The organism is Clostridium sp. FS41 (assembly GCF_000954015.1).
Taxonomy (GTDB): domain Bacteria; phylum Bacillota; class Clostridia; order Lachnospirales; family Lachnospiraceae; genus Enterocloster; species Enterocloster citroniae.
Map to the genome: position 1 here is coordinate 86,990 of NZ_JYHN01000081.1, position 14,522 is coordinate 101,511.

Annotated in this window: 11 protein-coding genes; 7 read left to right on the top strand and 4 right to left on the bottom strand. The window is 52.0% G+C overall.

What is annotated here, in order from left to right; all coding sequences use genetic code 11:
• Positions 1–125 precede the first annotated feature (125 nt).
• Positions 126–3,245: an ATP-binding protein gene (locus CLFS41_RS29185; RefSeq protein ID WP_052665881.1), complete on the top strand. Its 3,120-nt coding sequence runs from the start codon at positions 126–128 to the stop codon at positions 3,243–3,245.
• Between the two features lie 69 nt (positions 3,246–3,314).
• Here the strand turns inward: CLFS41_RS29185 and citG are convergent, their stop codons facing one another.
• Genes citG through CLFS41_RS25935 form a run of 3 tightly spaced genes read right to left on the bottom strand, consistent with a single transcriptional unit; the run spans position 3,315 to position 6,764 of the window.
• Entirely contained in the window at positions 3,315–4,739 is a 1,425-nt protein-coding gene (gene citG, locus CLFS41_RS25925) for a triphosphoribosyl-dephospho-CoA synthase CitG (RefSeq protein ID WP_045093971.1), read from the bottom strand.
• A 17-nt stretch (positions 4,740–4,756) separates the two neighbouring features.
• On the bottom strand, positions 4,757–5,896 hold the full coding sequence (locus CLFS41_RS25930; RefSeq protein WP_045093972.1) for an adenylyltransferase/cytidyltransferase family protein: 1,140 nt from the start codon (positions 5,894–5,896) through the stop codon (positions 4,757–4,759).
• Position 5,897: 1 nt separating this feature from the next.
• On the bottom strand, positions 5,898–6,764 hold the full coding sequence (locus CLFS41_RS25935) for a LysR family transcriptional regulator (RefSeq protein WP_007859299.1): 867 nt from the start codon (positions 6,762–6,764) through the stop codon (positions 5,898–5,900).
• Between the two features lie 283 nt (positions 6,765–7,047).
• Here CLFS41_RS25935 and citD point away from each other — a divergent pair, with 283 nt between their 5' ends.
• The 6 genes from citD to CLFS41_RS25965 all read left to right on the top strand — a co-directional run bounded on the left by citD (position 7,048) and on the right by CLFS41_RS25965 (position 13,718).
• The gene (citD, locus tag CLFS41_RS25940; RefSeq protein WP_007859297.1) at positions 7,048–7,350 is read left to right on the top strand and encodes a citrate lyase acyl carrier protein; all 303 of its coding nucleotides are present in this window, start codon (positions 7,048–7,050) and stop codon (positions 7,348–7,350) included.
• Complete coding sequence (locus CLFS41_RS25945) at positions 7,347–8,258, top strand: aldolase/citrate lyase family protein (protein ID WP_045093973.1); 912 nt, start codon at positions 7,347–7,349, stop codon at positions 8,256–8,258. Before citD ends, CLFS41_RS25945 begins: the two co-directional genes overlap by 4 nt.
• Before the next feature lie 21 nt (positions 8,259–8,279).
• Entirely contained in the window at positions 8,280–9,839 is a 1,560-nt protein-coding gene (gene citF, locus CLFS41_RS25950) for a citrate lyase subunit alpha (RefSeq protein ID WP_045093974.1), read from the top strand.
• 55 nt (positions 9,840–9,894) lie between these two features.
• Positions 9,895–11,193, top strand: a complete 1,299-nt coding sequence (locus CLFS41_RS25955; RefSeq protein ID WP_045093975.1) for a citrate:proton symporter — start codon at positions 9,895–9,897, stop codon at positions 11,191–11,193.
• Positions 11,194–11,304: 111 nt separating this feature from the next.
• Complete coding sequence (locus tag CLFS41_RS25960) at positions 11,305–12,561, top strand: SLC13 family permease (RefSeq protein WP_007859289.1); 1,257 nt, start codon at positions 11,305–11,307, stop codon at positions 12,559–12,561.
• A gap of 98 nt (positions 12,562–12,659) precedes the next feature.
• Positions 12,660–13,718, top strand: a complete 1,059-nt coding sequence (locus CLFS41_RS25965) for a lactonase family protein (protein WP_045093976.1) — start codon at positions 12,660–12,662, stop codon at positions 13,716–13,718.
• 98 nt (positions 13,719–13,816) lie between these two features.
• On the opposite strand, the gene CLFS41_RS25970 is transcribed toward CLFS41_RS25965, so the two are convergent.
• Entirely contained in the window at positions 13,817–14,476 is a 660-nt protein-coding gene (locus CLFS41_RS25970; protein WP_007859287.1) for a Crp/Fnr family transcriptional regulator, read from the bottom strand.
• Between the last annotated feature and the right edge of the window lie 46 nt (positions 14,477–14,522).

Here is a 14,522-nt window from a genome sequence, read left to right on the forward strand (position 1 = left end):
TGGATGAAAACGGAAGATAAAATAAAGATACGAAAGACGCATATCTGCTGCGGGAATAGGGGGAGATTCACGGATGGAGAGGGACTCTTGGTCGCCGCTGGAACTGTTAAAGCCGCGTTACCTGTATGACAAAGATGGAGAACGGCCGGTCCAAGATCTGCGAGATGCATACCTCTATTCCGGAAGGACACCAGGAACAGGGAGAGTATTTTCCCTTTGAGTTTGCAAAGCAGCATGAATCCGATGTCCTGCGCGATTTTGTGAATACAATGCTGCCCGGTGGGATCTTTGCCATGGAGTTGGGGAAGGACTTTCCTCTGGCTATTATCAACCAGAATATGCTCATCTATCTGGGATACAGGAATGAGAAGGAGTACCTGGAAGCCATAGCCGGCAGACTGAGCAATGCGGTCCACCCGGAAGATCGGGGGCTTTTGCGGGCGGCCGTCCTGGACACAATGGATCAGGGGGATGAGTTTAAGGCGCTTTTGCGTATCAGAAAAAGCGATAACAGCTATTTCTGGGGAGATATCAAGGGCGTGCGCAGCCGTGACAGCCGCGGCATTGACCAGATCGTCTGTCTGTGCCTGGATGCCACGAATCTGGTAATGGCTAATAACCAGCTGAAGGATGACCGCCTTAAACTGGATGAATATGCATCCAAGCTGATGGAAAAGGAAGAAATCATCCAAAAGGATGCCAGACAGATGAGACAGCTGCGCCAATGGGTTGGCAGACATGCCGGAGATACGGACAAGCTTCCAAAGCAGCAGCACGTAAACTGGAAGCATATGGGTGTTATCATCGCATCGGTTATCCTTATCATTGCCTCAGTGATCGGTTTTACCATGTATCTGTCAAATACACAGTGGGATGCGGCTGTTTTGGCGATCCGCACCACTTCTTTGGCCGGGGTCCAGTGTATCTCCAATGCCACCGATGCGGACCGGGCAGTCCTTGCCAACATGGCGGAGGTGTTGGGAAAGCTTTATGACAGGGACGAGGCGGCAGATATACTGCAGGCAGCCCCGGATTCCGGTTTCAGTGAGATGATCGCGTCATATGATGATGGAAAATGTGTGTCCTCCGGCCAACGACAGCCGGAAGAAGCGTCTGACTTTGCCGCAAAACTGGACTTTCCCCAGGGCAGTAATGTCAGCAGGCCTTTTTGGGAGGCAAACGGCAAACGGCAGATTGCGTACCGCACGGATCTATACCATGAAGATAAAAAGGCAGGCGTACTCTATGGAATGGTCAATCTGTCCAGGTATTATGTGCCCAGTGTTATGGAGTTTTATGACGGGCAGGGATTTTCCTGCGTGATCGATGCCCGAACCGGTGAGTTTGTTATCTACTCGGACAGAATCATGCCGGAGAACGTACATGGTGATCTGTATAGTGCCTTGAATGAAAACGGTGACACAAAAACGGCCGGAGAGATAAGGAACGCCCTGTCGGGAGGAAAGACGGGAAGTGCGGTTGTCAGCCTGAAAGGGAAAAAGGTCTATCTCTATTTTGTCCCGGTCAATGACGCTGCAGCGGAATATCTGATCACCATGATACCCTATGATGTGATAAAAGAAGAATCCTCCGGCATGGCCTATCTTGTGGGCGCGTTTGTGGTGGTGGTCCTTCTAGCAGCTGTTCTGCTCATTATCTATAATAACCGGATTACCAAAACAAAGCTTCATGAAAGGGAATACCGCAATACGCTTTTCCGGCTCCTTGCTGAAAATGTGGACAGCGTTTTCCTGGTGTTTGACCATGAAACTGACGAGGTGGATTATGTCTCTGAAAATATCGGGCGTATCCTGGGGTTTGAAAGCAGGGAGATTTTGGATCATGATACCAGATCCATCAAGCTTCCGTTTGATGATGAGGAACTGGAACGGATCCAAAGGATCATGAAAGACAAGAAAAATTTCTACGTAGATTTTCCATACAGCAATCCCGGGAGCGGCAAGCAGCAGCTCCTGCGCCTGAGCGGCTATGTTCCGGAGGTAGCAGACTGGCAGAAAAAGTGGATTTTCTGTGTCAGTGACAGAACGGATGAAGTGTTAAAAGAGCGCAGGCTGGAGCAGGCGGTGAGGGAAGCGGACGAGGCCAGCAAAGCCAAGTCAGAGTTCCTGGCCAATATGTCCCATGATATCCGCACACCCATGAACGGTATTATCGGAATGACCCAGCTGGCCCTTCAGGACGGGGTGGGAGAGGAGGCCATGAGAAGCTATCTGAAAAAGATTTCAATCTCATCCGGCTTTTTGCTGACCTTGATCAACGATATCCTGGACATGTCCAAGATTGAAAGCGGCATGATCGAGCTGCACCCCAAGGCATACTCCATGAAGGAACTGCGCAGGTATCTGGAAAGCGTGATCCTTCCCCTGTCAGGGGAAAAACAGATCGATTTCAGGATCGATGTGGATGAGAAGATCACAGTTCTGGCGGACCAGCAGCGTTTTAACCAGATCCTGTTTAACCTGCTGTCCAATGCGGTCAAATATACGGATGAAAAAGGAACAGTCACACTCACCATAAAAGGAGTGCCCAAGGACAGCGGAATGATCCACCTGACCATGCGGGTGGAGGATAATGGGATGGGCATGTCCCCGGAGTTCCAAAAGCAGATGTTCAAATCATTTACCCAGGAGAGCAGAAAGGCCATGGGAATGTCCGGCACCGGACTGGGGCTTGCTATTGTTAAACGGCTGGTAGACCTGATGAACGGCACCATACATGTGGAGAGCAGCATCGGCAAGGGAAGTATATTCGTGATCGAGATGGATGTCCCGGCCGCCAAGGGACCATGTGAGAAGGAACTGGCAGCGGATGCGGCCGGTGATCCCGCCGGACAGTCTGCCTGCATACTGCTGTGTGAGGATAATGCCATTAATCAGGAGATCATGATGGGAATCCTGGAGTTCCTGGGCCTGACCACGGAACTGGCTGTCAATGGAAAGGAGGGCGTTGAGGCATTCCAAAGCCGGAAGCCGGGGTATTACAGCGCCATCTTAATGGACTGCCGCATGCCGGTTATGGACGGATATCAGGCAACCAGGGCCATCCGTGCCCTGGAACGGCCGGATGCAGCCCGTATCCCTATTATCGCTCTCACCGCGGACGCCTTTGAGGAGGACCGGAAACGCTGTCTGGAAGCCGGGATGGATGACTTTCTTGCCAAGCCGGTGGAGATAAAGGTTTTAAAGGAAATGCTGGGAAAATATATGCGGAAAGATTTGGGATGACAAAGAGGGAGGAACCGTGTCAGGTAAGTGCTGTCCGATGACGGTTACCCTGTACTGGCCAGTCCTCCCTCACCCAAATTCTTTTTCAAACAGATAAATAAAATACGTCAGCGCCAGAAGATCCGCACTTCCTCCCGGACTGATATTGCGTTGTATAAAGTCCCGGTCCAGATCTTCTATATACGCCAGTCCGGCTTTTGCATCTAGTCCAGCTTTTGCATCCTGTCCCTGCATGATTTCTTCCTCCTGAAGCATTTTCCCAAGGTTCCCCTGTATCTCTTTCATCTCCCCATAAGAAGAGCGGTTCACAATATTCGTATCCTCCGAGTTTGCTATGATATGTAACAGTGTCATGGCACCGGCGTCATTGATGGAAAACCCTTTTCCCAGATAGTCCTTAAGCACAGGAAGGGCCACCTTTAAAACCGTATGATACCCGGACAGCGCCTCCCCCCTCGCGCCCTTCATTCCATAGAGGGCATACAGGCGCTCACCGTTTGTCCCGGCATTTTCCGCTGTGATATCCTTAAAATCCTCCAGCACATCCTCCACCAGCCTGCGGTTTACCGACAGCAGGTTGTCCTGGGAATAGGGGATCTGATTGGCGTACATATAACCCAGGGAACAGTTCATAATGGCCAGGGAGAAGATAAGACCCTTATGGGTGTTGATATTGTGCGTTGCCTTCATCATGGCATCCTCAGCCTGTATGCCCAGGGAGCGGAGACGGGAGAAGATGCGGGAAAATGATTCATGGCTGTTTTCCATACCGCACAGGGCAAACTTTTCAAAAAAATGGTTCAGGGAAACGGCGCTGGCCTCAAAGGTGAAAATATCCATATCCCTGTGGGCGCCCGTATTGCTGCGGTCCACAAGGCCGGGCTTAGGCGTGACGCTGACTTCATATAAGAGGGCCAGCATGGAAAGAGAGGAAAGTTTTTTTGCGTACCTGCAGGTGAAATACTCTTTCATGAGCTGGCATTCCTTATTAAGCAGTTCCTTCACCGTATGGGTTCTGGCCCTGCCGCACACAAATGCGTCCCGGCTGCAGAGCAGGCATTTGCGGACCGGAAATCCCAGCTCGGTCCGGGAGATCTTCCGCCCGTCCGTGTTGATCACGTCAATGTCAAACAGCCGTCCGAAGCTTAAGCTGTCCTCCAGAAGGCAGAGGGTTTCCTTGATAAAACAAAGATCTCCGTCCACGACCCAAAAGTATTCGCAGCCGGTGTGGGCCGTGATGGAACGGGTACAGAGGACCGGAATCTTCCAGGCGTTAAGCTGCGCCCCGATCAGGTCCACTCCCTCATAAAATGTTTCCACAGCCAGGGGAAATACTTTTACCGGCCCCACTATATTAAGGGTAAATGAAATGACCGGAAGATGGTATTGTCCGATCAGAGCTCTCTGCATATCCTGCCTGCGTTCTCTGGCATCCAGCATGTCTAAAAGCGCCGCTTCCCTGCCGACCGCAATCTTGGAACAATCAATATTCATATCGGTAGTCTCTCCTTCTAATAATGGATCACATCATCCTGACTTGTAATGGCCCGGATCACAGGCCCTGCTTCCCCACTGCAAAAATACCTATAAGTGCTGTCGGGAACCAGACCGGCAAGCAGGTCCATGCGGTTCTCCCTGATGGCATTGCGCACAGAGGAGGCGCTGATTGCCGTGCCGTTCGCCTGCTTTCGGGGAATCACGCGGCAATGGATACCGGCCTTTGGAAGCTGGGATTCCATGATTCGGTTGTAGATACCGGTCACCCGGCTGAATGGTTCCTCCCCCACATACCGGCAGGTGATCCCCAGCGTCCCGGCGATCCGGGCAAAGATAGCCAGGTCCAGCCGCGCATGGCTTTCGATCACGGCATCCTCATCCTTTTGAAAGTAGCTGGGAAATGTTGCGTTGCTGATAATATAAGGCCCGCTGTCATGGTAGACCAGATTGTGAATCCCAGCGGTCCCTTCTATGACCAGCCGTTTTCTCACCTGGAAGGGCACAAGGCTGACGTCCTCGCTTACAATAAAAATGTGCAGCAGATCACTTTGTGCAGCCGCTTTTTCGATCAGATACAGGTGGCCCAGGGTAAATGGATTGGCGTTCATGACAATGGCTGAGACCGGTTTGGATCCGGGGGCTGCATCACGGAAGTCTGCACCACGGCAACCTGTACCACGGCAACCTGTACCACGGCAATCTGCACCACGGCAATCTGCACCATGCTGTGCCAGATCACCGCTAAGACCTTTCAGATATTTGTCAAATCCATTCCTCTTATTCTCCATAAACACTACCTGCCCGTCAATCCGGGCAATTTCATAAAATCCCAGATCGTGGAAGAATCTGGCGGCGGAGCATTTTGTATATAGAAATAAATGGGTGTTGCCGCGGAAATACTGTACCTCCATGAGATGGGTCACAATGCGGTTCATCAGCCCTTCGCCCTGATGCAGGCGGCTGACCGCCAAACACCGAAGGGTATTGCCGAAACAGCTTCCCGTGGCAACCAGCTGCATTTTGTCATCAAACAGTCCGCAGGAGTAATCCAGATTGGGATCCCTGCGGATTCCTTCCTGTAACAGCAGCAGATCCATCTGCCGGCTGCCATGAAGGTCGCTTTTAAAAATCCGGGAAATGGTATAGTCGGACATGTCAAACTCCTTTGTTTTCCTGGTTTCGCACAATATTGATAAATGCCTCGGCCTGGGGCAAAGAAAGCGCGGTATCTGTATACATGATATAGGTGGATCGGACAAAGGGCTCCCCATTGGCAAAGGTAAGAGGGCGGATATCGCCGGAAAAGCCGTTCAGGCATATCTCCGGAACAATGGCCCAGCCCAGCCCGCGGGTAACCATCTCCACACAGGTGGTAATATTGTCCACAAAGATGCCGTGCTGCTGAGGCTGTATATTATGTTCGCGCATCCACTGGGCTGTCTCCCGTTCAAATACCATATCTGTTTTTCTCCCAATATATGGAATTTCTCCAAGATGTTTGCCCTTGTCTTTGGCACTGCAGATCGCGCATATATTTTCGCGGTCCAGCAGGACCTTATGTTCCTTCCAGGGATACTCGCCCCGGATGATCGCAACATCGATCAGACCCTGGGCGATCTGCATGTAAATATTCCGGCTCTGGTCCGTGATGACGTGGGTATTTACATGGGGATACTGTTTTCGGTATCGGGCCAGCACATCCGGCAGCTGGTAGAGGGCATAGTTGATGGATATTCCTGCATTTAAGGTGCCGCATACATAGGAACGGCTGATATTCAGCGCCTCCCGCATCAAGGTGAGCTGTCTGGCTGCCTGGGTGGTATATTTAAGCACCTCCTCACCTTCCGGGGTAAAATGGATCCCCTGCCTGGAGCGGATCAGAAGGGTTACACCCAGTTCATTCTCAATGGCGGTGATGCGCTTTGACAGGGATGACTGTGTCACATACAAAAGGTCAGCCGCATGTGTGATGTTCTTTGTTTTTTCCAAAATATCCAATAGTTCAAAATCGCGTTCGTCCATAACCGCCTCCATGATAAAAGTATTTTATTCAATTCTTATAAGGAATGGATAAAAAGAAATATATATTCCATATAAGAATTGAATGAATTGAGAACCATCTGGGAATGAGTTAAAAAATAATGTATTTATAAGACCATTATAATATAAAAAGTAATAATGTAAATAAAAATACGATTCAAAATTAGAATGGTATATTACGAAAAAATTGACTTTTACTTTTGCCTGGAACCGGTGTTTAATAAAGGCATGCAAGAGCAATCAGTCAGGAAAAGGAGAAGAGCTTATGGAAATTCTGAAAACAGCGATCGCGGGCACCCTGGAGTCCAGCGATGCGCAGGTTACGGTGGAGCCGGGAGAGCAGGGGATCGAGCTGACCATTGAGAGCAGTGTGATGAACCAGTACGGGCGCCAGATCAAGGCGGCGGTCCTGGAGACCCTTGACACACTGGGGGTCAGCAAAGGAGTTGTAAAGGTGGTGGACAAGGGCGCTCTGGAGTGCACCCTCAAAGCCAGGGTGCAGTGCGCGGTATACAGAAGCTGCGGCGCAGCAGAAAAAAATATTCCATGGGGAGGTATGGCAAAATGATTCCACGTCCAAGACCACAGAAAAACCGGCTGCGCAGGACCATGATGTTCATGAACGCACAGAAACCGGGATTGATTAAAGATGCGTATATCTATGGAACAGACAGTATCATTCTGGATCTGGAGGATGCGGTGGCCGAGAACCAGAAGGATGCAGCCAGATTCTCCCTGTTTCAGGCCCTGAAACACATTGATTACGGCGATACGGAGGTGATCGTCCGGATCAATGGACTGGATACGCCCCACTGGCAGGAGGACATCCGCTGCGTGGTGGCAGGGGGCGCGGACGGAATCCGCATTGCAAAATGTGAGAGCGCCCAGGACGTGAGGACCGTGGAGGAGCACACGCTGGCAGCGGAACGTGAATTCGGCGTGGAGGAGGGCAGAACCCTTCTGATGGCTGCGCTTGAAAGCCCAAAGGGCATAATGAACGCCTATGAGATCGTGACCGCCTCGGACCGGATGTTCGGGTGCGCCATTTCCGGAGGTGACTTCAGAAAGAGCATGCATGTGCAGATTGAACGCGGCGGCATTGAAATGCTGGCAGCCAGGGGACAGATGCTGCTGGCGGCCAGGGCGGCAGGCGTTCAGTGCTTTGACACCATGTACCCCAACATTGACGATATGGACGGGTTTAAGGAGGAAGTGATCCAGAACCGGAAAATGGGATTTGACGGCAAGAGCATCGTGAATCCCAAGCAGATCCGGTTTGTACATGAGACATTTGCCCCCGCTGCCAAAGAGATTGCTTACGCGGAGAAGCTGGTGCGGTCTTTTAATGAACAGGCGGATTCCGGTGTGGGCGTGTATACGGTTGACGGCAAGATGGTGGATATTCCGTTTTTTGAGGATGCGAGGAGAGTGATTGCGCTGGCAAAGGCCTGCGGCGTGTATAAGGGTGATTTATAAAGGGAAAGGATGTGGCGGTCAATGATCAATGCGGTAAAAAGAGACATTCCTGACGAACTTCTTGTAAATGGAAAAGAAGTATATCAGGGCAAATACTATATGGATGGCAAATATGTGAAAAAGGATTCCCCCAACACACGGAGGTTTGTAAAGCCTTTGGAGAGCAAGGTGTGCGGCAGCATCCGAGAAGCATGTGAACGGTGCGGCGCCCATGACGGGATGACATTTTCCTTTCATACTGAATTCAGGGACGGGGATTATGTGGCCGGCATGGTGGCAAAGGTCCTGGTGGAGGAAATGGGATTAAAGGATATTACGGTTGCGGCCACATCGCTGGGCAATGCCCAGGATGTGATCGCAGATTATATAGAAGACGGCAGGGTAATCGGAGTTCAGACGTCCGGGGTCCGGGGACGGATCGGCGAGGTGATATCCGCGGGCAGACTGAAGACACCTGCGGTCATCCGAAGCCACGGCGGCAGGCCGAGAGCGGTGGAGGCCGGAGAGGTGCATATTGATATCGCGTTTCTGGCTGCGTCTACCTCCGACTGCTGCGGCAATGCCAAGGGCGTGGGCGGAAAGAACAACTGCGGTTCCATGGGATTTGCCATCCATGATTCCCATTTTGCAGACCACACGGTTATCATAACGGATACACTGGCGCCATTTCCCAATCTGCCATCTTCCATATCCGCCATTGATGTGGACTGTGTGTGTCTGGTGGATGATATCGGTGATGCCGGTAAGATTTCCACAAAAGAAGCGCGTATGACGGATAACCCCAGGGAACTTATGATGGCCGAGCATGTGGCGGATGTCATTGCCGCAACACCGTATTTTAAGGATGGATTTTCCTTCCAGACAGGTGTGGGAGGACCGTCCCTGGCGGTGAACCAGTTCCTGGAGGAGCATATGCTGGAAAAGAATATCCGGATGAGCTTTGCACTGGGCGGGACCAGCAGTGCGGTCTGCCGTCTTCAGGATAAGGGGCTGGTGGAGCACATTCTGGATACCCAGGACTTTGACCAGGGGGCGATCGACCACATTTTTAAGAATCCCAACCACCATGAGACGGACTTGAGTGAGTACGCCAATCCGGCCAATAAAGGCGCTTATGTAAATAAACTGGATTTCGTGGTGCTGTCCGCCCTGGAAATCGATACGGATTTTAATGTGAACGTGATCACCGGCTCGGACGGGGTGCTGCGGGGCGCGCCGGGAGGCCATCCGGACACGGCGGCCGGAAGCAAATGCTGTATCATTGTCACACCTCTTACCAGAGGGCGTATGGCCACGGTCTGCGATGAGGTGGTGACGGTTACCACGCCGGGAGACTGTGTGGATGTGCTGGTGACGGATTACGGCATTGCCGTGAACCCGCTGCGCCGCGACCTGATCGACTGCCTGGATGCCGCCGGGATCGCCCATGTGACCATAGAGACGCTGCGGGATAAGGCATACGGCCTGGTGGGAACACCGGACCGTCTGGAGTGGGAAGACCAGGTAGTGGCTGTTGTGGAGGCCAGGGACGGCACCATTCTGGATGTGGTGAGAAAGATACGCCCGCTGCACCTGGATTAAAGCGTGGCAGACTATGGAATAATGGTGTACACTAATATAAACGGGGGATTTACACATGAATTTAGCAGTAATTGGATTTATCTTGATGTTTGTGCTGATGTTTGTTTTGATCAAGGATAAGCTGTCGCCTCCGGTTGCATTTATACTGCTGCCGCTGATCGCGGCAGTAGCCGGTGGATTTGGGATCGAAGCCATCAGCGGGTTTGTGAAGACCGGTCTCAATACAATGCTCAGTACGGCTGTTCTGTTTATTTTTTCCATTTCTTATTTTACGCTGATGTCCAATGAGGGGCTATTTGATCCGATCATCCATTTCCTTATCAAACGGGTGGGGAACAATGTTACCACCGTGCTGTTTGCAGTGGTTATCACTACCTTTGTGGCACATCTGGACGGCTCGGGCGCAACCACGTTTTTGATCGTGGTTCCCGCATTCCTGCCGATCTGCAAGCGGCTGAAGGTCCGGCCGGAAGCTTTGCTTGGAACCATGTGCGGCATGTACGGTGTTATGAATATCGTTCCATGGGGCGGTCCCACCATGCGTGCGGCTTCCGTGATCGGGATCGAGGTTTCAGATTTGTACCAGTTTATCATGCCCTCTGTTGCAGCGCTGGCGGTGATCGCATTTGGGATCGCATTTGTGATCGCCCGGATCGAGATACATAATGGAGCCGGAGCTGATAAGGATGATACGGCGGCTGACGAGAAAGGGGCAGGCGAGGGCACTGCCAAAAGAAAGAAACTCTATTGGTTTAACCTTGGGCTTACGGTCCTGATGCTGGCGCTGTTATTTGTGGATATCGGCCTGCCTCTGCACCTTATTTTTATGATCGCATTCTGTATTGCGCTGACTGTGAATTACCCCAACACGGCGGAACAGACAAAGCAGCTTAAGAGCTATGCCGCGTCCGCCATGATCATGACCATGACACTGTTTTCCGTGGGTATTTTTATGGGCGTGATCAAGGATTCCGGCATGGTGGAGGCTATGGCTGCCGCGATCGTGGGCATTCTTCCGGCCGGAGTGGCACCCCATATGCACTGGTTTATGGCCTTGTTTGCGGTTCCCCTTATTATGATCCTGGGAACCGATGCATTTTATTATGCACTGATGCCCATTATACTGGGCGTGGTGGAACAGTTCGGGATCTCGCCGGAAGTGGTGGCAGCCACCTTTTTGCTGACTGCAACCCTCGGCACTCCCATCAGCCCCAGCGTGGCTGCGGTCTATGTGGGCCTTGGCCTGGCGGACAGCACCATTGGCAAGCATATCAAATATTCCCTGCGTATTCTGTGGCCGGCCAGTATCCTTCTTCTGGTTGTCTCTACATTGATCGGTGTAATCCGGTTCTGACCATGCAAATGGCACACGCTGCAGTACATGTTACATCATGGGTCAAAGCAGTCATTGCAGTACACAACTGGCCCGGGCTTTGGTCCGGGCGGCTTTGGAAGGAGTATATATATGGTATTTCAGGCAATTGCGCTGCTGTTTCTGGCCGCAGCCATTGTATTGGGTTTTGTGAGAAAGATTAATGTGGGTATCGTGTCGCTGGGCCTGGCATTTGTTCTTGGGATGATCGGCGGCGTGGATACCAAAGTGATATTTAACGGGTTTCCCAGTAAGCTGTTTATCACGCTTTTAGGCACCATGTTTTTCTTCTGTCTGCTGCAGGAGAACCATACGCTGGAGCTTTTGTCAAAGAAGATGGTGACCCTGGTGGGAACGCATGTTTATCTGATCCCGGTAATCATCTACGCTGTTTCCTACGGCCTGTCGGCGGCCGGGCCCGGGGCGATCTCGGTGCAGTCGGTAATGATCATATTCGCGGTTTCGTTGGCAGTCCAGATGGATACGTCACCTGTGCTCATGGCATGTATGGCCATCCTGGGGGCGGTGGGAGGGACTGCCTCGCCCATCGCATTATCCGGTATCATTGTGACGGACCTGACGGCCGAATTCGGTTTTTCCGGCATGGCGGCGCCGGTGTTTGCAGGCGTTACCGCTGCAAACCTCCTCTGCGCAGTACTGCTTTATGTGGCCTATAAGGGGTATAAGCTAAAATCAGATCATGCCGTATCTGCCTCGGACCTTCCTGCCTTTAACCGTCAGCAGAAAATGGGCATTGCAGCCATCCTTGTGCTGGTCATTGCGGTTGTAGGCTTTCAGTATGATGTGGGGCTGGTGTCATTTGCCCTGGCGCTGGCGCTGATCCTGATCGGGGCGGTGAATGAAAAGGCGGCCGTCCGGCTGGTTCCGTGGAGCGTGCTGATCCTGATCTGCGGTGTGAATGTGCTGATGAGCGTGACAAAGGAGATGGGCGGTATTGAGCTGCTTTCCAATCTGCTGGCCTCCATGATGAACCAGGTGACGGCCGCTCCTCTCATTGGTCTGACGGCCGGTATCATGTCCTGGTTCAGCTCTGCCAATGGTGTGGTGCTTCCCACTCTGATCCCCACGGTGCCGGATATTGTATCCAATGTGGGAGGCAGCACCAGTGTGCTGGAGATGGTCATGTCGATTGTGGGAGGGGCAACCGTGGCCGGGATCAGCCCTCTGTCCACGGGCGGAAGCCTGCTTCTGGCCTCTTATACCCAGGAGACGGATGCATCGGAAAAGGTGCAGCAATCTCTGTTTGCAAGACTGTTTGCCCTGTCGTTTTCAGCGGTTATGGTGATCGTCATATTCGCCCTTGCGGGGGGATTTAAGCTGTTCTGCTGATTAGGCCGCGAAGCGGGTGTACAGATGGAATACAGGCGGCGTACAAATAGCAAACAAATGGCGGAAAAAAATTTCAAACACGATCTAGGAGGATACATATGGACAGATTTGCATACGTGGGCTGCAGGACCACGAAGGAACGGGGCGCCAGGGGCAGAGGGATCCAGGTTTTCAAAATCCATGATTCAGGAAAATGGACCAGGCGCCGGACCGTGGGAGACCTGGTCAACCCATCCTACCTCTGCATGGACCGGACAGAACATTTTCTCTACACCATACATGGAGATTTCAGTGAGATCACCTCCTTTTCCATGGACAGGGAGACAGGGGAACTAACCCGGCTTAATACGGTATCTACCGGAGGAACCAACCCGGTTCACCTTTCGGTGGACGCATCCAACCGCTGGGTATTTGTGGCTAACCTGCAGACAGGGACCGTGGCGGTCATTCCCAGAATGGAGGACGGAACGCTGGGGGAACGGAAACATTTATATACGATCCCCGGTGTGAAGACGGGGGACGTGTCCCATCCCCATCAGGTGGCTCAGGATGAAACGGGCGCTTATCTCATCGTATCCTGCCAGGGACGTAAGGCAGGATTCGGACAGGTGGTGGTTTTCAGGATCCATTGGGAAACAGGAGAACTGGAGAAGACCTGCACGGTGCGCTCCCGTGAGATCGCGGAACCGAGACATTTTGTGATGTGTCCGGGCAACCGGTTTGGGTATGGAGTGAACGAGAAGGACTATTCAGTGACCTGTTATGAATTTGATGCCGCGCAGGGGCTGCTGACACCCAAACAGATCCTGCCTACCCTGCCGGACACCTATACCGGAGACGGCTGGGCCAGCGGTATTGTGATGGATCCCCTGGGAGAGTACGTGGTCGTATCCAACCGGAAGCATGACAGCCTGACCAGCTTTCGCATTGACCCTGAAACCGGCATGCTCACCTTTGCGGACTGCGTGAAAACCGGAGGACAGCAGCCCAGGTTTATCACCGTATCCACCGGGGATAACCGGATCCTTGCGGCCAATGAGCTGTCGGATACACTGGTGGAGTTTGAACTGGACAGGAGGAGCGGAAAGCTTATGCCGGTGGGGGATGTGATCCACACGGAGAGCCCGGTGTGCGTGATCTTCACCCGCCCATCATGACCGCCCGGTCACGTGAATTGCCGATGGATGCAGCGGTCTAATATAGAAATCCCCACAGTTTCAACATGGACTGCGGGGATTTTTGTTATGCTTTATGATTACAAATGACAATAATTCCGAAGCTTTCCCAGATCCTTGATCACAATCGACCGGTTGCCTGTCTCGATGATCCCCTCCCCCCGCATCTGGCCGCACATCTTAGCCACCTGGGCGCGGGAAATGTTGATGGACGCGGCAATTTCTTCCTGCGTCATGGAAATCCTGCCCTTTTCCCTGTATTCGGGCGTATCTGTAAAGAGATAGAGAAAATTGGCAAAGCGGGCCGTCAGATTGCTGATTCCCAGGTTCCCGGAATGGTAAGTTACCTGGCGCAGGACTTTTCCGTAATATAATACCAGGTCATAAGCAAATTCCGGGTCCTCCTCCAACATCTTTTTTAAGATATCCGCGTTAAAGGGGAGGACGTGGATATCGGTGACGCAGGAGATACTGACCACGGACTTTAGGGTTGGGATCACACAGTCCATTCCGATCAGGGTATTCTTTTTCATGAAATCAATAATGCGGTCATTACCGTCATAATTGGTCATATATACCTTGGCAATGCCGTCCGCCAGGTAGTACATCCAGTCGCTGGTATAGCACTGTCTGCACAGATCAGTTCCCTTTTTTACGTTCAGGGGAGGCGGGCAGTACCGTTCAAACATGTTCTTGTATTTAATAAAATCATCCTCGAAAACAAAACTGATGTTCCCCATGCTGATCCTCCCAGGCTTCCATGTACAATATATATAACTAAAATAA